14 protein-coding genes are annotated in these 18,319 nt (G+C 73.4%); 10 read left to right on the forward strand and 4 right to left on the reverse strand.

Annotation, left to right across the window (positions count from 1 at the left end; genetic code table 11):
- The first annotated feature begins 67 nt into the window (after positions 1-67).
- Together ACFY0D_RS01965 and ACFY0D_RS01970 are read left to right on the forward strand one after the other, a co-directional pair.
- Positions 68-979 carry an aKG-HExxH-type peptide beta-hydroxylase gene (locus ACFY0D_RS01965; protein WP_390796478.1) on the forward strand — a complete coding sequence of 304 codons (912 nt, stop codon included), beginning with the start codon at positions 68-70 and terminating at the stop codon, positions 977-979.
- Entirely contained in the window at positions 976-2,271 is a 1,296-nt protein-coding gene (locus tag ACFY0D_RS01970) for a serine hydrolase domain-containing protein (protein ID WP_390796479.1), read from the forward strand. The genes ACFY0D_RS01965 and ACFY0D_RS01970 overlap by 4 nt, the downstream gene beginning before the upstream one ends.
- A gap of 198 nt (positions 2,272-2,469) precedes the next feature.
- Here the strand turns inward: ACFY0D_RS01970 and ACFY0D_RS01975 are convergent, their stop codons facing one another.
- Positions 2,470-3,003 (reverse strand): TetR/AcrR family transcriptional regulator, encoded by a 534-nt coding sequence (locus tag ACFY0D_RS01975; protein ID WP_390796480.1) that lies wholly within the window; start codon positions 3,001-3,003, stop codon positions 2,470-2,472.
- A gap of 99 nt (positions 3,004-3,102) precedes the next feature.
- On the reverse strand, positions 3,103-4,398 hold the full coding sequence (locus ACFY0D_RS01980; RefSeq protein WP_390796481.1) for an MFS transporter: 1,296 nt from the start codon (positions 4,396-4,398) through the stop codon (positions 3,103-3,105).
- A gap of 230 nt (positions 4,399-4,628) precedes the next feature.
- Between ACFY0D_RS01980 and ACFY0D_RS01985 the strand changes: the two genes are divergently transcribed.
- On the forward strand, positions 4,629-4,799 hold the full coding sequence (locus tag ACFY0D_RS01985; RefSeq protein WP_189743929.1) for an MbtH family protein: 171 nt from the start codon (positions 4,629-4,631) through the stop codon (positions 4,797-4,799).
- A gap of 21 nt (positions 4,800-4,820) precedes the next feature.
- Here the strand turns inward: ACFY0D_RS01985 and ACFY0D_RS01990 are convergent, their stop codons facing one another.
- Positions 4,821-5,828 carry a helix-turn-helix domain-containing protein gene (locus tag ACFY0D_RS01990; RefSeq protein ID WP_390796482.1) on the reverse strand — a complete coding sequence of 336 codons (1,008 nt, stop codon included), beginning with the start codon at positions 5,826-5,828 and terminating at the stop codon, positions 4,821-4,823.
- Positions 5,829-6,015: 187 nt separating this feature from the next.
- Here ACFY0D_RS01990 and ACFY0D_RS01995 point away from each other — a divergent pair, with 187 nt between their 5' ends.
- Together ACFY0D_RS01995 and ACFY0D_RS02000 are read left to right on the forward strand one after the other, a co-directional pair.
- Positions 6,016-6,168, forward strand: a complete 153-nt coding sequence (locus tag ACFY0D_RS01995; protein ID WP_390796483.1) for a hypothetical protein — start codon at positions 6,016-6,018, stop codon at positions 6,166-6,168.
- Between the two features lie 43 nt (positions 6,169-6,211).
- The gene (locus ACFY0D_RS02000) at positions 6,212-7,117 is read left to right on the forward strand and encodes a LysR family transcriptional regulator (RefSeq protein WP_389114677.1); all 906 of its coding nucleotides are present in this window, start codon (positions 6,212-6,214) and stop codon (positions 7,115-7,117) included.
- A 76-nt stretch (positions 7,118-7,193) separates the two neighbouring features.
- Here ACFY0D_RS02000 and ACFY0D_RS02005 read toward each other — a convergent pair whose 3' ends face one another.
- A complete protein-coding gene (locus tag ACFY0D_RS02005; RefSeq protein ID WP_390796484.1) occupies positions 7,194-8,225 on the reverse strand; it encodes an aspartate-semialdehyde dehydrogenase in 1,032 nt (343 codons plus the stop codon).
- Between the two features lie 465 nt (positions 8,226-8,690).
- On the opposite strand from ACFY0D_RS02005, the gene ACFY0D_RS02010 reads away from it, so the two are divergent.
- From ACFY0D_RS02010 to ACFY0D_RS02030, 5 genes are read left to right on the forward strand one after another with little or no spacing between them, the layout of a single operon-like run.
- Positions 8,691-9,290, forward strand: a complete 600-nt coding sequence (locus ACFY0D_RS02010) for an NADPH-dependent FMN reductase (RefSeq protein ID WP_390796485.1) — start codon at positions 8,691-8,693, stop codon at positions 9,288-9,290.
- Positions 9,290-10,198 (forward strand): thioesterase II family protein, encoded by a 909-nt coding sequence (locus ACFY0D_RS02015; protein WP_390796486.1) that lies wholly within the window; start codon positions 9,290-9,292, stop codon positions 10,196-10,198. Before ACFY0D_RS02010 ends, ACFY0D_RS02015 begins: the two co-directional genes overlap by 1 nt.
- Positions 10,195-11,880, forward strand: a complete 1,686-nt coding sequence (locus tag ACFY0D_RS02020; protein WP_390796487.1) for a condensation domain-containing protein — start codon at positions 10,195-10,197, stop codon at positions 11,878-11,880. Before ACFY0D_RS02015 ends, ACFY0D_RS02020 begins: the two co-directional genes overlap by 4 nt.
- Positions 11,870-13,735 (forward strand): amino acid adenylation domain-containing protein, encoded by a 1,866-nt coding sequence (locus ACFY0D_RS02025; RefSeq protein WP_390796488.1) that lies wholly within the window; start codon positions 11,870-11,872, stop codon positions 13,733-13,735. The genes ACFY0D_RS02020 and ACFY0D_RS02025 overlap by 11 nt, the downstream gene beginning before the upstream one ends.
- Positions 13,732-18,318, forward strand: coding sequence for a beta-ketoacyl synthase N-terminal-like domain-containing protein (locus ACFY0D_RS02030; protein ID WP_390796489.1), 4,587 nt, complete (start codon positions 13,732-13,734; stop codon positions 18,316-18,318). Before ACFY0D_RS02025 ends, ACFY0D_RS02030 begins: the two co-directional genes overlap by 4 nt.
- The last annotated feature ends 1 nt before the right edge of the window (position 18,319 follow it).

Below are 18,319 nucleotides of genomic sequence, written 5' to 3' on the forward strand. Positions count from 1 at the left end.
ACCGGGGCCGGGCCGCCAACACCTGCGGCCCGGCCCCGGGCCCACCGCCGAACAGGAGAGCCGCCTCATGCCCACCCCCGCCGACCTCTTCGATCTCCCTCCGATCGACCGCCTGCACCACGAGCGCACGCAGCGCATCCATGCGGTCATCCGCCCCGGAGCCCAGCTACCTCAGCCCGGCACCAGCACGGCGGCCGACTACTGCCTGGCTCACCACGCCCTCGAAGGAGCCGAATCCGCCGCCCGCGCCGGCGATGGCGCAACCCTCGACTGGTACGTCACCCACCCCGACTCGGGGGCCACCACCAGCTCCGTCCCCACCGAGGTCGGCACACGCGTGGTCGTGGCGCCCACACTCGCCGACCTGCCCCGATCCGCGATCTCCGAGACCCCCTACTACGTCCTGGGCCCCGGCACCGAACCCGCCCAGCCCCACCTGCGCAGCCTCGCGGCAGACGCGTACGCCAGCGCCGCACGAGCGGGCTTCGGCGAACTGCTCGCCGCGCACGCCGTCGTCCTGTGCCTGCTGCGGACCAAGAGCCTCGGCGAGACCCTCGACAGCTGGACCATCAGCCGTCTGCCCGGCACGGTCTTCATGGACCACGTCGACGACCCGGTCGTCCTGGCCCGCGACCTCATTCACGAAGCCGGGCACAACTGGCTGAACGACGCCCTCGCGGCAACGGGATGCAAGATCAGCGATGCCGCGCACTTCCACTCCCCGTGGAAGCAGACAACGCGGCCGGCGTTCGGATTCCTCCATGCCTGCTGGGCTTTCCCGCTCACCATGCTGTTCACCGCACACGCGCTGAACAGCACCGCGGGAGACCTGCGCCGGTTCCTCACCGCCTACCTCGACCAGCAGCGAAGCCTCCTCGCCGGCACCGCGACCGACCATGCCCGTGCTCTTGAGCTGATCAGCGACGACGGTCTCCGCCACCGCCTCGCCGCCGCACACCACCAGGCACTCGCCCTGTGAACGCGGCCCGCGACGAGGAGCCCGGCCTGTCCCTGCTGGTCCACCGGCCAGGCGAAGAGTCCGCTTTTCTGCACACCGGTCTGGCAAGTCTCGAACACGGACTGCCCATCGGACCGGACACCACCTTCAACGTCGGCTCGGTCGCGAAGCAGATCACCGCCCACCTGATCCTGCTCGCCGCTCGTGACAACCTCCTGCGTCTGGACCAGTGGGCCGCGGACCTGCTGCCCCGACTCAAGATCAGCGATGTCACCATCGCGGACCTTGTCACCCACAGATCGGGCATACGCGATGCCGAGTCCCTGCTCGCCCTCGCCGGCTTCCGAGACCTCGATCACTACACGGCCGACGACCTGCGTACCCTCGCCTACCGCCAGCACCAGCGCGCCGTCCCTGAAGACCACTTCCTCTACAGCAACACCAACTACCTCCTTTTGGCCGAGATCCTCGAAACGGTCCATGGCACACCTCTGCCCGTCCTCGCCCGGCGCCGCCTCCTTGGCCCGCTCGGCATGAACGCCACCCGCTTCAAGGCCGATCCCCGCCAGGTCATCCCCAGAGCTGCGTCCGCCTACCGGGTCGCGCTTGACGGCTGGCAGCACACAGTGGCGCCCGTCACCCTGCCGGGCCCTGGAGCCCTATGGACCACCGCCGACGACCTCGACCGGTGGCTCGGCCACCTCCACCAGCACTGGCAGTGCGAGCACCAGCTCCCCTGGCAGGACGCCCTCGGCTACCAGGCCAGTGACCACCAGCCGTACCTCTACGGACCCGGCCTCTACGCCGACACCCGCCCTGGCCGAACCGCTGTCTTCCACTACGGTCACGAACAGGGGTTCTCCGCCGCGACTCACCTGGACGCGACGGGACTGCGGGTGATCTGCCTGTCTAACAACGCCGATGTCGCCGCCGACCACATCACCGCGGCCATCCTGCGGGGCCTCGGAGAGCACCCAGGGCCGGACCCAGAGGGCGTCCTCCGCACGGCCGCGACCTTGCGGCCAGAGCCCAAGGCCGCCGCCCATACCCAGCATGCCCACCGCGATCGCAGCCCGGACGTCGAGCTCGGTACGTTCTCCTGCGACTTGACCCCCGGCTGTCTGCGGCTCACCCGGAGCGCCAACATCCTCTACATGTGGCGCCGAGGAAGCCGAGACCAGCTCACCCAGACGGGGCCGGCAGCGTACGTCGGCAACGGCTACACGCTCACCCTGACCGGCAGCACGGACCAGTTGGACAGCTTCACCCTTGACCTCGACCGCGCCCCCGGACTGACGTACGTCCGCCGGTAGCCATCGAATGCGAGGCCGGAACAGGATTTGGTGGCACGGCCCGGCATCAGGCGGGATGTTCTTGTGGGGCCTCGTGATGCGTAGGCCTCGGGTTCGAATCCCGAAGGCGGCTGTGGAGCCCCAGGACTCATTCGCCGTGACCTGGGGCATTTGCTGTTTTCTGGGCCGGTTGGAGCCCTCCGCCCGGCGCCTTCCGTCTCAGAGCGCGTGTTTCAGTGCGAGGTGGGCGGTGGACTCGATGAGGTGCTTGTCGGCCGGTGTGCCGAAGACGAGTACGCGGTAGTAGATCGGGCCGAGCAGGAGGTCGGCGAGTCGGGTGAGGGTCTCCTCGTCCGGGGTCCTTCCCGTGTGGCGTTCGATGATCGCGCGCAGGCCGGCCAGGTCGCGTTCGCGCTGCTTGAGCAGGAATCCCTCGCGCAGGGAGGCGGCGGCGTCCTGGTCCAGTTGGGCGTGGCCGAGGAGCGCCTGGAGTACCCGGCCCGCCGGCTCCTGGAAGAAGTCGGCGACGCGGTGCAGGTGCGCGGTGAGGTCTTCTGCGGCGGTTCCGGCCGGCTCGGCCCAGGCGAGCCCTTCGAGGGCGTCGTCCTCCAGGGCGTCGAGCAGGATCTCGACCTTCGACTTCCACCACCGGTAGATCGTCTGCTTGGCGACGCCCGCCCGGGCGGCGATGCCTTCGATCGTCGTCGCGGCGAAACCCTGTTCCACCAGCAGGTCGTCGGCGGCGTTCAGCACCGCGACGCGAATGCTTTCACTGCGCCGCGGACCCGTGCGGCTCACGACGGGTGAGGGGGCGCGGCGGCCTTCGGTCTTCCGTGCGGCGCTGATGGTCGTTCACCTCTTGTTCCGTGCGAATGCCGCGATTCTGGCACACCGGATCGGTGCCGTGACCGGGCCGATCGCGCGGGCGAGGCTCAGCAGCACGGTGAGTGCGAGCAGGGCGACCACGGCGCTGAAGATCTCCCCGGCCGGCCGCAGACTCGTGGCGCGGATCAGTACGCCGACGCCGATCGCCGGGACGGCGAGCATGGAGTAGAGGATCGCGAAGAACGTCGACACCGACGCGCCGCGGTGCTGCGGGTCGCTGCGGGTGGTGATGCTGCCGATGCCGTGGCCGAGGGCGATGCCGGTGGCCAGGCCGTTCACCGCGGCGCCGATGAGCAGCGGGACCAGGGAGGCGACCGCCATGGCGAGCGCGATCAGCGCCGCGGCGAGGATCAGCCCCAGGCAGGCCACGGAGAGGGCGGCGCCCGGCCTGATCCGGCGGACCAGCAGCTGACCCAGCGCGGTGCAGGCGAAGGCGGTGAAGACGACGAGTCCGGTCAGGGAGTGGCTGCTCTCGTGGAGGACCGTGCCGAGGAACAGGCCGGTGACGGCGGTGAGGACGCCGAGCACCGCGAATCCCGCCCCGGCGGCCATCGCGGAGCGCAGGAAGTCGGAGCGGATCTCCGCCGGGATGTGCAGCGGCTGGAACCGGAAGGTGAATCCGGAGCGGTGTGCGGCCGTTTCCCGGGACGAGGCCACGCCGACCAGCCCGATCGCGGCCAGGACGAGCATCACGATCCACGGCGTGCGCAGCGGCGCGGGCGCGGCGTCGGCCAGGATCCCGGCGAGCAGGGTGCCGCAGGCGAGGCCGCCCATGTTGGCGAACAGGGCGACCGTCGCGGGCCGGACCCCGCGGTCCTGCGGGAGGAGTTCCGTGAGCGAGGCGGTGGCCGCGCCGGTGACGAGTGCGGCGGAGAAGCCGGAGATCACGCGGGCGACGAGCAGGCCGGCCACGTTGCCGGCGGCCAGGAACACCAGGGCGGCGCAGACGGAGAGCAGGGTCGCGGCGACCAGTACGGGGCGCCGCCCGATCTGGTCCGACAGGCGCCCGAAGGCGAGGAGTCCGGCGACGACCCCGATGGCGTAGACGGCGAAGATCACGGTGACGGTGATCGGGGAGAAGCCGAAGTCCTCGCCGTACACCGGGTAGAGCGGGGTGGGCGCCGTGGTTCCCGCCATGGTGATCCAGAAGGCGAAGGCCACGACGGCGGCGGCCAGTCGGCTGCGGGGCTCGTGTGACGTCGGCGCGTCCGGCGGGGAGACGGCGCGGTCGGTTCGGTCGGCGCGGTCGGTTCGGTTCGGCACGGGATGACCTCCGGCATAAGACTGGACGGTGCGTTGCGTCTGAGCGTGACATTAGACTAGACGTTGCGTCTACTCAATGTCGCGCACGCCGTCGGCGATCGGCTGGGGCGATTGCGCGGTTCGGGAGCCGGTATGGGGTGGGTGTTGTGGTGGCGGGGTGGGCCGATGAGGCTGGGGCCCGCAGATGAGGTCGCCGGGCTGTCGGGCCGGCGCGTACGTGGAGGTGCGGCGTGGGGCGGTTCACCGTTGTCGTCAACGGCGAGGAGCAGTACTCGATCTGGGCCGAAGGGCGCGAAGTGCCCCTGGGCTGGCGGGACACGGGTGTGGCCGGGACCAAGGAGGAGTGCCTCGCGCACATCGACGAGGTGTGGACGGACCAGCGCCCGCTGAGCGTGCGCTAGTCCGCCGCCAGCGGTTCCGGGTTACGCGTCCGGGGGGAGCCAGCCGCGCTGGACCGCTCGGACGCCGGCTTCGAAGCGGCTCCGGGCGCCCAGGCGTTCCATCAGGACCGTGGCGATGCGGCGGGCCGTGCGGTGGGAGACACCGAGGCGCTTGGCGATCCCCTCGTCGGTGTGGCCCTCGGCGAGCAGGCGCAGGCTGGCGGCTTCCTGATGGTCCAGTTCGGACTCGTCGCGGCGCGGGGCCTGGCCCAGCGGGCGGGCGTTCTCCCACACCGTCTCGAAGAGGGTGCACAGGGCGGTGAGCGTGCCCTGGCCGGTGAGGGCGACCGCGCCCTCACCACTGTCCTCGCTGTTCACGGGCAGGACGGCGGTCGTCCGGTCCACGATGGTCATCCGCAGCGGCAGCACGGCGATCGTGCGGACCTGGCCGCCCAGCTCCGTCAGCCACTTGGCGTGCGCCTCGCTGGCCGGGTTGTTGCGCACGCTGTCGAGGTAGATCGTCCGCATGGTGACGCCCCGGCCGAGCAGCCGCTCGTTGAGCGGGCGGGAGGCCGCCATGTTCGCCTCCGTCTGCGCCCCGCCGGGGGCGAAGACCATCACCTCGTTCCGGACGTTCTCGGTGAGCACCGCGAGGCGGGTCCGGACCTCGTCGACGTCGGCGAGGTGTTCCACGCTGACCGGTGCCCCGACCGGGCGCAGGTCCTCGTACTCGGAGACCAGCTGCCGGGCCGCGGCCCGGGCGCCCGCGATGCGCTGGTTCTCCAGGGACAGCTCGGCCTGGCGCCGGGCCAGCAGGTACTCCAGGCCGACCTCCGGGCTGACCGCGCGGGGCGCCGCCGACGCGTCGGCCGCTCTGTCGGCGGGGTACTGCACGAGCGAGAGGCCGGACAGCCGGTCCCATGCCGCACGCACGGCCTCTTCGGAGATTGCGAGCAGCCCGGCCAGGGCCTCGGCGTCGTCCCGCGGGTGGCTCAGCATCGCTCGGTAAACGGCTTCGGTCGGTCCGTCCAGTCCCAGTACGTCGAGCATCGGCCCCCCATCCGTCAGCAGGTTCCAGTATCTCCGGTGGGGCCCGTTCGGGCCCTGCTGGCCAGATTGGGTCAGGGCCCAATCTGGCCACCGCAAAACCCTTTCCCGAGTCTGTGACGCGTGGTGATGCTGTAGCTGCAAGAAACACGCATGACACAGGGGGATGTTCTTCATGCTTAGCACTCGTATGGGCAAAGCCGTAGCGATCGTCGTCTTCGGTGCCGCCGTGCTGATGGCGCCCGCCACCGCGCAGGCCGCCACCACCGAAGTACCGCAGGGCGCCGCCGACGCGCCCACCACTCAGGCAGGCGCCCAGAAGACGGACATGGGCTGGCAGTGACCGGCGCCACCAGCACGGGGACGGCGCGGCGCCGGGACAGCGCATGGATCTGAAGCAGCTCACCACCTTTCACCGGGTCGCGACCCTGCTCAGCTTCACCCGCGCAGCAGCCGACCTGAAGTACGCGCAGTCCAGCGTCACCGCCCAGGTCAAAGGCCTGGAGGTGGCGCTGGGCGTGGAACTCTTCGAGCGCCTGCGGGGGCGGATCCGGCTGACTCCGGCCGGAGAACGGCTCGTTCCGTACGCCGAGCGGATCCTGTCCCTGGTCGACGAGGCCCGGGACCGGACCACCGGCCTGGGCGAACCTTCGGGGGTGCTCACCATCGGCACGATGGAGAGCTTCACGTCCTACCGGATGCCCCCGGTCCTGGAGTACTTCCACCACCGCTACCCGCAGCTCCAGCTCGCCCTGCGGCCCAGCCTGTGCCGGGACACCTGTGAGGCGCTCCGGCAGGGCACCTTCGACCTGGGCTTCCTCATGGAGGCCGAGACCGACCATCCCGGGGTCAGGACCGAGATCCTCGGCTCCGAGCCGCTGGTCGCGGTCGCCGCCCCGGACCATGTCCTGGCGGGCGCCCGCAACGTCTCCACCAGCGATCTGCGCGCGGTGCCGATCCTGGCGCCGGAGGCGGGCTGCTCGTACGGGGCGATGTTCGAGGCGGAGCTCAACGGCGGCGCCGAGCAGCCCGTACCGCTGCTGCAGTTCGGCAACATCGAGTCGATCAAGCGCGGGGTCTCGGCCGGTCTGGGCGTCAGTGTGCTGCCCGCGATGGCGGTGGCCGCCGAGATCGAGGCGCAGTCGCTGACGGTGCTGGACTGGAAGGCTCCGTTCGAGGTCTACACACAGATCGCGTGGCGGTACGGGCGCCACCTCACGCGCGAGATGCGGGTGTTCATCGACTGGATGGTCCGTTTCGCCGAGCAGGACCGGCAGCTGGTGGCCTGCTGAAGGCCGCCCTCCTACGGTTCCGTCAGCGCCCGTGGCCCCGCCGGTCCTGCCTTCGGGCGGGCCGGCGGGGCCGTGTTCACAGGGCGCCCCGGGCCAGCAGTTCCTCCACTATCCGTACGGCGTCCAGCGCGCCGCCCACCCGGAGGTTGTCGGTGGCCAGCCACAGCCAGAAGCCCTCGGGGGCGGTGGCCGAGACCCGGATGCGCCCCACGTGGAGCTGGTCCGGGTCGCCCAGCGCCGCCGGGGTCGGGCCGCCGAGGTCGTGGACCACGACCTCGGGCAACGCCCGCAGCAGCGCGACCAGTTCGGTACGGTCCACCGCCGCACGGCACTGCACCCACACCGCCGCGCCGTGCCCGCTGACCATCGGGACCCGGACGCAGGTCGCCGTGACCTCGATGCCGGGCAGCCCCAGGACCTTGCGGACCTCGTCGGCCACCTCCCGCTCCTGGAGGGTCGAGCCGTCCTCCAGGACGTCGCCGATGCCGGGCAGCACGTTGAAGGCCAGCGCGGGCGAGAACTGCGCCGAGGGCACGATGGCCTGCGGGTCCTGCAGGACCGTGCGCGAGCCGTCCTGGAGCTCCTCGATACCGCCGTGCCCGGCGCCCGAGGCGCCCTGGTACGTGCTGACGACGATCCGGCGGATCCCCCAGCGGCGCTCCACGTCCCGCAGCACGCGGACCACGGGCACCGTGGCGGCGCCGGGCACCGCGATCACCCCGCCCGCCGGACGGCGGTCCAGCTCGGCCGCGTTGAGCTGCGGGACGATCAGGGGGGTGCCCGGGGTCATCCGGAAGGCGGGGGTGCTGTCGATGGCCAGGGCGCCGTGGGCGACGGCGACCGGGACCCACTCCCTGCTGATCTGCTCGCCGGCGCAGAACAGGGCGGCGTCCACCGTGCCGAACGCGAACCGGGAGAGCTCGGTGACGCGTTGGTCGCGGCCGTCGACGCGGATCGTACGGCCGGCCGAGCGGGCGGAGGCCACCAGGTGCAGACGCCGGTACGGCAGAGCGCGGTCCTCGATGAGTTCGAGCAGGGTCCCGCCCACCGCGCCGGTCGCTCCGACGACGGCGATGCGGGGGGCGGCGGGGTCGTCGACCTGGGGCATGGGCTTCTCGGATCCGCGGGGGGCAGGGAACACGGACGGCCGGCGGCCGTGCGGGCCGTCGGTTCCGGGACATGACCCTGTTCGAGTACGCGCCGGAAGCTCGGCATGGGGCGGTGTGCGCGATCGGCGCCGCTCCCATGATCCGCGCATCCGGGGCGCCCGGCAAAGGGCGGGCCGACGGGTATCTCCGATGGCTCCCATCAGTGGGAACGATCGGTGGCGGCGGCCCGGGTGCTCCGCTGGGGGCGGGGCCGACGACGGGTGCCGGTCCTTACCGCAAGCGCCATCGGAATGTCCGAACGGGGCCATCGGATTCCCCCGGACAACGGGCGTTGACCTGCAAGTTGGCGTGCCGAAGGCTGTGGCCGGTCCTGATCGACCGGGGAGAGCGACCACCGGGGAACCCAGAGTGCCACGAGGACGGGCAGCCGGCTTCCGGACCAAGACACGCGAAACGGGGAGTTCATGCAGCAGGCCGTGAAGGTCGTCGGAATCGGGGGGTCCTCCCGGCCTGGCTCCACCGCGGAGCTCGGGCTGCGGGTGGTGCTCGCGGAGGCCGCCCGGCTGGGCGCGCAGGTCAGTCTCGTCAGCGGCGCCGACCTCGTCATGCCGCTCTACGACCCGCGCGTGGCGGCCTGCCCGCCCCAGGCCCGCCGGCTCCTCGACGAGGTGGCCTCGGCGGACGGCGTGGTGCTGGCGAGCCCCGCGTACCACGGCACGGTGTCCGGGCTGCTGAAGAACGCCCTGGACTACACCGAGGAGCTCCGCGGCGACGCCCGGCCCTACCTCTCGGAGCGGGCCGTCGGCTGCCTGTCCGTCGGGATGGGCTGGCAGGGCGCGGTGACCACGCTTGCCGCGCTCCGGGACGTCGTGCACGCCCTGCGCGGCTGGACCACCCCGCTGGGGGTGGCGCTCAACAGCGCGACGGCCGGGTTCGGCGCGGACGGCGCGTGCTCCGACCCGCACATCCAGCAGCAGCTGACGGCGATGGCCGGCCAGGTCGTCGAGTTCGCGGAGGCGCGCCGGGCCCACCGGGCGCTGCGTGCGGACGCGGTGCACGCCTGATGAGCGGCGTCGACGAAGGCCACTGTCCCGACGGCGGCACGGCCACGACGACACCGGTGCGGGTCCTCGGGACCGGCCCCGCCCCCACCACCTGGATCCGCTGCTTCCACCCGAAGCCGGCGGCCCGGTACACCCTCGTCTGCTTCCCGCACGCGGGCGGGTCGGCCAGTTACTACTTCGACCTGTCGGCGGCGCTCGACCCGGACATCGAGATGCTGGTCGTGCAGTACCCGGGGCGCGAGAACCGGCTCTTCGAGGAGCCCGCGGGATCGGTGGCGGCGCTGGCGGACGGCGTGTACGAGGCGCTGCGTACCCGGCTGCCGCGGCGTCCGGCCTTCTTCGGGCACAGCATGGGCGGGCTCATCGGCTTCGAGGTCGCCCGGCGGCTGGAGTCGGCCGGGGGCACCGCTCCCCACCTCCTCGTCGCTTCGGCCAGTTCGGCGCCCTCGGTGCGTACGGACCGGCTGACCTCGGGGGAGGCTCGCAGCGGGTCCGACGCCGGGTCCGACGCCGGGTCCGCGGCCGAGGCCGAGGAGGCCGAGCCCGAGCCCGACGAGGCCGTGCTGGCGCGCATCATGGGCCTCGGCGGCACCAGTGACGGAGTGCGCCAGGACCCGGAGCTGCTGCAGCTCGTGCTTCCCGCCATCCGCGGCGACCTGCGCGCCCTGGCGGAGTACCGGGTCGACGCGGGCGCCGTGGTCGGCTGCCCGGTCACCGTGTTCGTCGCCGACGGCGACCCCGACGTGCCGCTCGCCGAGGCCGGCGCCTGGGGCGCCCACACGACGGCCGACGCCGACGTGCACGTCTTCGAGGGCGACCACTTCTACTTCAGCGGCAACCCGCCGAAATTCCTCGAACTGCTCCAGGACGCCGTGCGTCACTCTCACTCCGGGACACAACTCATATGACAGTCATGGGATTCGTGGAGGAGGAGCTCGCCCTGATGTGGGCCGAGATCCTCGACGCCACCGACGTGACGCTCGGCTCGCACTGGCAGGCACTCGGCGGGCGGCCGGAAGCGGTACACACCCTCGCCGACCGGATCGACGAGGAGCTCGGCGCCCGCGTCGAGCCCGCGGGGCTGCTCGACGCGGGCACCCTGGAGGGCATGGCCCGCCTGGTGCGCGGCGCCATGGCGGCCAGGAAGGCGGGGACGGGACCGGGGGCGGGAGCCGCGGCGGCGGGACCGTCGGGCCCGCGGGCCGGGGCGCGGCCGGAGCGGCCCGCACTGTCCTTCGCCCAGCAGCGGCTCTGGTTCATGCAGCAGATCGACCCCGACACCACGCTCTACAACGTGCCGACCGTGCTGCGGCTGCGAGGCGCCCTCGACCCCGGCCGGCTCGGCCGGGCGCTGACCGCGCTCGTCGCCCGGCACGAGGTGCTGCGCACGACCTACCAGGCGACGTCCGGGGTGCCCCACCAGGCCGTCGCCGCACCCGGGGAGTTCCCGCTCCCGTCCACCGACCTGAGTGCCGAGGCGGAGCCCGTGGCCGAGGCGGCGCGCATCGCCGCCGACGTGGGCGCGTACGTCTTCGACCTCGCCGCCGACCTGCCGCTGCGGGCCCACCTGCTGCGGCTCGGCGCCGAGGACCACCACCTGGTGGTGACGTTCCATCACATCGCCATCGACGGCTGGTCCGTCGAGATCTTCTTCCGGGAGCTGGGGGAGCTGTACGGCGACCCGGGCACGGGTACGGGCACGGGCACGGGTGCGGACGCGGACGGCGAGCCCGCGCTGCAGTACGCCGACTACGCCGTCTGGCAGCGCGAGCGGCTCCAGGGCGACACCCTGGACGCCCTGACCGCCCACTGGAGGGCGGTGCTCGGCGACGACCCGCAGGCCCTCGCCGTGCCCACCGACCACCCCCGGCCCCGCCACCGGTCCTTCCGCGGCGCGGTCGTCACCCGCGATCTCGGGCCAGAACTCACCGCCCGCCTGCGGGAGTTCGGTCGCACCGAGCGCGGAACGCTCAACATGACGCTGCTCGCCGGGTTCCAGGCGCTGCTCGCGGGCTGGTCCGGTACCGAGGACGTCACCGTGGGCATCCCGGTCGCGGGCCGCACCCGGCCCGAGCTCCAGGAGCTCCTCGGCTGCCTCATCAACATGGTCCCGGTCCGCGTCGGACTCGGCGGGGACCCGGCCTTCCGGGGGCTGCTCGCCCGTACCCGTACCGCGCTGCTCGACGCCTCCGCGCAGCAGGAACTGCCCTTCGACAAACTGGTCGAGGCCCTCGTGTCCCGGCGCAGCCGGGACTTCCTGCCGGTGTTCCGGGTGATGTTCAGCTTCCTCAAGGAGCAGTCGGACCCGGTCTTCGCCGGGCTGGAGCACTGCTCCCTCGACCTCACGGGCCCGCAGGACACCGCGAAGTACGACCTCAGCCTGTACGCGCAGGAGAGCGGTGCGGGTGTCGCGCTGACCCTCGAATACGACACCGACCTGTTCGGGCCCGAGACCCCGGCCGCGCTGCTGGCCGCCTACGAGCAGACGCTGCACGACGCAATCACCTTCCCGGACGGGCCCGTGCTGGATCTCCCAGCGGTCCGCTTCCGGGTGTCCGGCACCGAGAGGAACACGCACCGTGACCGCTGACCCACTGGCCGCCCCGGGAACGGGCACCATCGACGCCTGGTTCGCGCGGCAGGCGTCGGTGCGGGGCGACGCGATCGCCGTGACCGGCATCGACGGCCGGCTGACCTACCGCGAGCTCGACCGCTCCGCCAACCGCCTCGCCCACCACCTTCGCTCCCTCGGCGTCGGCCCCGAAGTGCCGGTCGCCGTCTGCATGGAGCGCACCACCGCGCTGGTGACGGCGCTGCTCGCGGTGCTCAAGGCGGGCGGCGCGTACGTGCCGCTCGACCCGGCGAGCCCGGACGAGCGGATCGCCTTCACCCTCGCCGACGCCGGCGCCACCGTCCTGGTCACCGACCGGGACGGGCGGGGGCTGCCCGCCGCGCACACCGTCCTGACCGGCCCCGGCGGCACCGACCTCGGCGGCCACCCGGACACCGCGCCCGAGGACGCGGGCACCGGTCCGGCGAGCCTCGCGTACGTCATCTACACCAGCGGCTCGACCGGCACCCCCAAGGGCGTCATGATCGAGCACCGCAACGTGACGGGCCTGCTCACCGGCACCCGGGGCCACTTCGGCTTCGGCCCCGACGACGTCTGGTCCATGTTCGCCTCCGCCGCCTTCGACGTGTCGGTGTGGGAGATGTGGGGCGCGCTGCTGCACGGCGGGCGGCTCGTCGTCGTACCGGAGGAGACCCGGCGCTCGCCGCAGGAGTTCCACGCGCTGCTGCACCGCGAGCGGGTGACCGTCCTCAACCAGACCCCGGCCGCCTTCCGGCAGCTGGTGCGGTACGAGGAGGAGCAGCCGCCCGGCGCCGGACCGGCCGCCCTCGGCGCGCTGCGCCTGGTCGTCTTCGCAGGCGAGGCGCTGCCGCCCGAGATGCTGCGGCCGTGGATCGCCCGGCACGGTGAGGACCGGCCCGAGCTCGTCAACATGTACGGGATCACCGAGACCACCGTGCACTCCACCTACCGCCGGATGACCTCGGCCGACCTCGACGCCGCGGCCGGCTCCATGATCGGCGGCGCGTTCGGGGGCTGGACGATGGAGGTCGCCGCCGCGGACGGCACCCGGGCGGCCGACGGCGAGGCCGGCGAGCTGTTCGTCGGCGGCGCCGGGGTGGCCCGGGGCTACCTGGGCCGGCCCTCCCTGACCGCCGAGCGTTTCCTGCCCGACCCGGACGCGGCCGAGCCCGGCGCCCGCCGCTACCGCTCGGGCGACAGCGCCCGGCGCGGCGCGGACGGCGACCACGAGTACCTCGGCCGGCTCGACCACCAGGTCAAGGTGCGCGGTTACCGCATCGAGCTCGGCGAGATCGAGAACGCCCTGACCCGCCACCCGGACGTCCGGGACTGCGTGGTGATCGTCGACGAGGACTCGGTGGGCGAGCCGCGCCTGGTCGCGTACTGGGTGTCCGCGGGGGCCGGACCCGGCGACGGCACGACCGGGTTGCGCGAGCACCTGGGACGCACCCTGCCCGCGTACATGCTGCCGAACGTCTTCGTCCCGCTGGAGCGTCTGCCGCTGACCCTCAACGGCAAGGTCGACCGGCGGGCCCTGCCCGCGCCCGAGGCCGTACGCCCCGACCTGGGCGGCGACTTCGAGGCCGCCGGCACCCCGGTGGAGAAGGCCCTCGCGGAGATCTGGGCCGATGTGCTCTCGGTCGACCGCGTCGGCCTCGACGACGACTTCTTCGACCTCGGCGGGCACTCGATGCTCGCGACCCAGGTCGTGGCCCGTGCGAAGGAGCAGTTCGGCGTCGCCGTGACGCTGCGGATCTTCTTCGACCTGCCCACGGTCCGAGAACTCGCGGCGGCTCTGGAAGAGCTGCTCGCCGCACAGTCCACAACCAACCCGCACGGGGAGAACGCATGACGTACGAAGCGGATCTGCCGCTGCCCGAGCAGTCCGTGGCCATCATCGGGATGAGCGGCCGCTTCCCCGGTGCCGGCGATGTCGACGCCCTGTGGCGCATGGTGGCGGCGGGCGAGGAGGGCCGCACCGACTACTCCGACGAGCAGCTCGCCGGGGCGGGCGTGCCCGAGGCGCTGCTCGCCGACCCGGCCTACGTGAAGTCGGGCTTCCCCGTCGAGGGGTTCGACCGGTTCGACGCCGAGTTCTTCGGCGTGACCCGCTCCGAGGCCGAACTGATCGACCCGCAGCACCGGTTGCTGCTGGAGACCGCCTGGCAGGCTCTGGAGCGGGCCGGCTACCCGGCGGGCTCCTTCGAGGGCCGCACCGGCGTCTTCGCCGGCACCTCGGGCAGCGGCTACCTGCGCGAGCGGATCGCCCACGACGGCGCCGACGGCCGGATCTCCGACGAGATCCAGGTCGCGATCGGCAACGACCCCGGCATGCTGGCGCTGCGCGTCTCCTACAAGCTCGGTCTGACCGGGCCCAGCTTCACCGTGCAGAGCGCCTGCTCCTCCTCGCTGGTCGGCGTGCACCTCGCCGTGCAGTCGCTGCTCGGCCGTGAGTGCGACCTGGCCCTCGCGGGCGGTGTGGCGGTGCGCGCGTTCGAGCCGCGCGGCTACCGCTACGAGGAGGGCGCGATCCTCTCGACGGACGGCCACTGCCGCCCCTTCGACGCGGACGCCTCCGGCACGGTCTCCGGCGACGGCGTCGCCCTGGTCGTCCTCAAGCGCCTGGAGGACGCGGTCGCCGACGGCGACCACATCCACGCCGTGATCCGCGGCTCGGCCGTCAACAACGACGGCGCCGCCAAGATCGGCTTCACCGCGCCGTCCCCGCACGGCCAGGCCGAGGTCATCGCCGAGGCGCTGGCCGTCGCGGGCGTGGAGCCCGGCACCGTCCAGTACGTCGAGGCGCACGGCACCGCCACCCCGCTCGGCGACCCCATCGAGGTGCAGGCGCTCACCGAGGCGTTCGGTCCCGACGCGGCCGCCGGCTCCGTCCACCTGGGCTCGGTGAAGTCCAACATCGGCCACCTCGACGCGGCCGCCGGCGTGGCCGGCCTGATCAAGGCCGCGCTCGCCCTGGAGCACCGCTTCATCCCGCCGACCGCGCACTTCCGCGCCCCCAACCCGCGGCTCGCCCTCGACAAGGGCCCGTTCGTGGTCACCGGCGAGGGCACCCCCTGGCCGCGGACCGCGACCCCGCCGCGCGCCGGGGTGAGCGCCTTCGGCATCGGCGGCACCAACGCCCACGTGGTCCTGGAAGCGGCCCCCGCCGTCGCCGCGGAACCCGGCACGGACGGCGACTGGCAGGTCCTGCCCCTGTCGGCCCGCACCCCCGAAGCCCTCGACGCCGCCGCGGAGCGCCTCGCGGACGCGCTCACCGGGAGCGGCGCGGCCCTCGCGGACGCCGCCCACACCCTGCAGTCGGGCCGCACCGAACTCTCCTGCCGCCGCGCCGTGGTGGCCGACAGCCGGGAGGGCGCCGCCGCCGCGCTGCGCCAGGACCGGCCCGCCGTGGCCGCCGGGCGGGGCGAGGGGACGCCCGAGGTGGTGTTCCTCTTCCCCGGCCAGGGTGCCCAGTACCCGGGCATGGGCGCGGACCTGTACCGCACCGAGCCCGTCTTCCGGGCGGCCCTCGACCGGTGTGCCGAGCTTCTGCTGCCCCAGCTCGGCTGGGACGTCCGGGACGTGGCGTTCGCCGCCGACGGCGAGGAGACCCGCGAGCGGCTGCGGCAGACCCTCTACACCCAGCCCACCGTCTTCTGCGTCGACTACGCCACCGCGCAGCTGCTGCTCTCCTGGGGCGTCGAGCCGTCCGCCATGACCGGCCACAGCCTGGGCGAGTACGTATCGGCCTGCCTGGCGGGGGTGTTCAGCCTGGAGGACATCCTGCGCGTGGTCGCCCGCCGCGCCCGGCTGATGCAGGACCTCGCGCCCGGCCGGATGCTGTCGGTGCTCCTCGACGAGGAGGCGCTCACCCGGGCGCTGGAGGGCCGCGCGACGATCGCCGCGGTCAACGCGCCCGGCTCCTGCGTGGTCGCCGGCACGCCCGAGGAGGTCGCCGGGGCCCGCCGGGTCCTGGAGGCCCAGGGCGCCTCCGTCCGCGAGCTGGAGACCTCGCACGCCTTCCACACCGCGCTGGTCGAGTCCGCCCTGCCCGGCCTGGAGGAGGTGCTGCGCTCGGTCACGCTGAACGCGCCGAAGATCCCCTTCCTGTCCAACGTCACCGGTACCTGGATCACGGACGAGCAGGCCACCGACCCGGCGTACTGGGTCGCCCACACCCGCCGGCCCGTCCGGTTCTCCGACGGCATCGCCGCCCTCGCCCAGCGCGGCCCCGCCGTGTTCGTCGAGGCCGGCCCCGGCAGCCAGCTCGGCGGGCTCGTCAAGACCCACCCGGAGCCGGGCCCCGTCGTCACCCTGCTGCGCAAGCCGCGCGCCGGCGCCGAGGCGCCCGCCGAGCACCGCGCGGTCCGCGAGGGCCTGGCCGAGCTGTGGCGCCACGGCGTCGGCGTCGACTGGAGCGCCCTGCACGAGGGCGGCGCGCGCCGCCGGGTGCCGCTGCCCGCCTACCCCTTCCAGGGCCGCAGCTTCCTGCTGCCCAAGCCGGCCAAGGCCACGAGCGTCCGCACCGACAGCGCGCGCTGGACGTACGCGCCGGTCTGGCACCGCGCGCCGCTGGCCGCCGCCCCGGAGCCGGCCGGACCGGGCACCTGGCTGGTGCTGGCCGACGAGCGCGGCCTGGCCGACGACCTGGCCGCCGCCCTGCGCGAGCGCGGCGACAGCGTCACCACCGTGCGCAAGGCGGCGGCGTACGCCCGTACCTCCGAGCGCGGCTTCGACGCCGACCCGGCGGACGCCGGGCACCTGGGCCGGGTCCTGGCGGAGCTGCGGCAGGACGGGTCGGCCCCGGACCGGATCCTGCACGCCTGGGCCGTCACCGGGCCGGACGGTTCGGCTCCGGCCACGGCCGCGGACCGCTACGCCGACGGCGTGGCCACCGGCTTCCACAGCCTGGTCGCGCTGGCGCAGGCCCTCGGCGAGAGCGGCGTCGCCACCCCGGTGCGCGTCGACGTCCTCACCGACCGGCTGCAGGACGCGTACGGCTCGGACGTGACCCGCCCCGAGCGGGCCGCGCTCTACGGGGCGGTCACCGTCCTGCCGCAGGAGTACACCTGGCTGACGTGCCGGAGCATCGACGTGCTGCCCCCGGCGGACACCGCCGCGCGGACGCGTCTCACCCGGCAGCTCACCGCCGAACTGGCCGGTCCCGGCACCGAGACCCTCGTCGCCTACCGGGGCACCCAGCGGCTGGGCCGCGCCTTCGCGCCGGTCGAGCCGGCGGCCGTACCCGTCGAGCGGGCCTGGCGGGCCGACGCCGGCTACCTGGTCACCGGCGTGTCCGGCGAGGCCGGGCTGGGCTTCGCCGAGCAGCTCGCCGGGGCGGGCGCCCGCCTGGTGCTCGTCGGGGACCCGCGGTTCCCGGCCGAGAGCGAGTGGGCCGCGCTGCCCGCGGGGGCCGAGCGGGCCCGCGCCGAGCGGATCGCCGCGCTGCGCGCCGCCCGTCCCGGTGCCGTCACCTACCGGGCGGCGGACCTGGCCGACCCGGAGCAGGCCCGGCTGCTCGTCGAGGAGGCCCGCTCCGTGCTGGGCGCTGTCGACGGCGTAGTGCACTGCGCGGACGCCCGCGGCACCGGACTCGTCGCGCTGAAGTCGCGGGAGGACTTCGAGGCCGTGCTGGGAGCGCGGGTGCGCTCCACGCTGCTGCTCGAAGAGCTGCTCTCCGACGACGGGCTGGACTTCTTCCTCTCGGGTTCGGCCACCACCGGCATCGTCGGCGGCTTCGGCCAGGCCGACAACTGCGCGGCCGCCGCCTTCCTGGACGCCTTCGCCGCCGCGGGCTCCGCCCTGGGACGCAACACCGTCACCCTCGACTGGTCGCAGTGGGAGTGGGACGACTGGTTCGAGCTGCAGATGGCCGGACTGCCCGAGGTGCGCGAGCTGTACGAGCGGCTGCGCGTGAGCCAGGGCATCCCCGTCGCCGACGGTCTGTCGCTGGCCCGTGCCGCGCTCTTCGCGGGCCTGCCCCAGCTGGTGGTGTCCCGGGCCGACTTCCAGGACGTCCTGGCCGATCAGCAGGGCATGACCGCGGCCTCCTTCACCAACGCGCTCGGCAGCGGCCGGGGCGAGGAGAGCGACTGGGACCCCGCCACCGTGTGGCCGGACGACGAACTGGCCCAGTCGGTGGCCCGGGTGTGGCAGGAGATGCTCGGCGCCTCCCCGATCGGCCCGGACGACGACTTCTACGACCTGGGCGGGAACTCGCTGTTCGCCATCCAGATCGTGGGCCGGCTGCGCCAGGCGCACGGTGACTTCCCGATGAGCGCCGTCTTCGAGGCGCCGACCGTACCGGGGCTCGCGGCGGCGATCCGCGCCCACCAGGCCGAGTCCATCGGTCTGGACGAGTTCGAGGCGATGCTGCGCGAGGTCGAAGCCCTCTCCGCCGCCGAGGCCGAGCACAAGCTGAAGGGTGACAGCTGAC

Origin of the sequence: Streptomyces sp. NPDC001502 (genome assembly GCF_042894785.1) — a bacterium.
Lineage (GTDB): Bacteria > Actinomycetota > Actinomycetes > Streptomycetales > Streptomycetaceae > Streptomyces > Streptomyces kutzneri.

Excerpts from the sequence above, each read along its gene's own strand:
- ACFY0D_RS01965 (WP_390796478.1), top strand. The coding sequence starts at position 68 with ATGCCCACCCCCGCCGACCTCTTCGATCTCCCTCCGATCGACCGCCTG.
- ACFY0D_RS01990 (WP_390796482.1), bottom strand. The coding sequence starts at position 5,828 with ATGCTCGACGTACTGGGACTGGACGGACCGACCGAAGCCGTTTACCGA.
- ACFY0D_RS01995 (WP_390796483.1), top strand. The coding sequence starts at position 6,016 with ATGGGCAAAGCCGTAGCGATCGTCGTCTTCGGTGCCGCCGTGCTGATG.
- ACFY0D_RS02000 (WP_389114677.1), top strand. The coding sequence starts at position 6,212 with ATGGATCTGAAGCAGCTCACCACCTTTCACCGGGTCGCGACCCTGCTC.
- ACFY0D_RS02005 (WP_390796484.1), bottom strand. The coding sequence starts at position 8,225 with ATGCCCCAGGTCGACGACCCCGCCGCCCCCCGCATCGCCGTCGTCGGA.
- ACFY0D_RS02010 (WP_390796485.1), top strand. The coding sequence starts at position 8,691 with ATGCAGCAGGCCGTGAAGGTCGTCGGAATCGGGGGGTCCTCCCGGCCT.
- ACFY0D_RS02015 (WP_390796486.1), top strand. The coding sequence starts at position 9,290 with ATGAGCGGCGTCGACGAAGGCCACTGTCCCGACGGCGGCACGGCCACG.
- ACFY0D_RS02020 (WP_390796487.1), top strand. The coding sequence starts at position 10,195 with ATGACAGTCATGGGATTCGTGGAGGAGGAGCTCGCCCTGATGTGGGCC.
- ACFY0D_RS02030 (WP_390796489.1), top strand. The coding sequence starts at position 13,732 with ATGACGTACGAAGCGGATCTGCCGCTGCCCGAGCAGTCCGTGGCCATC.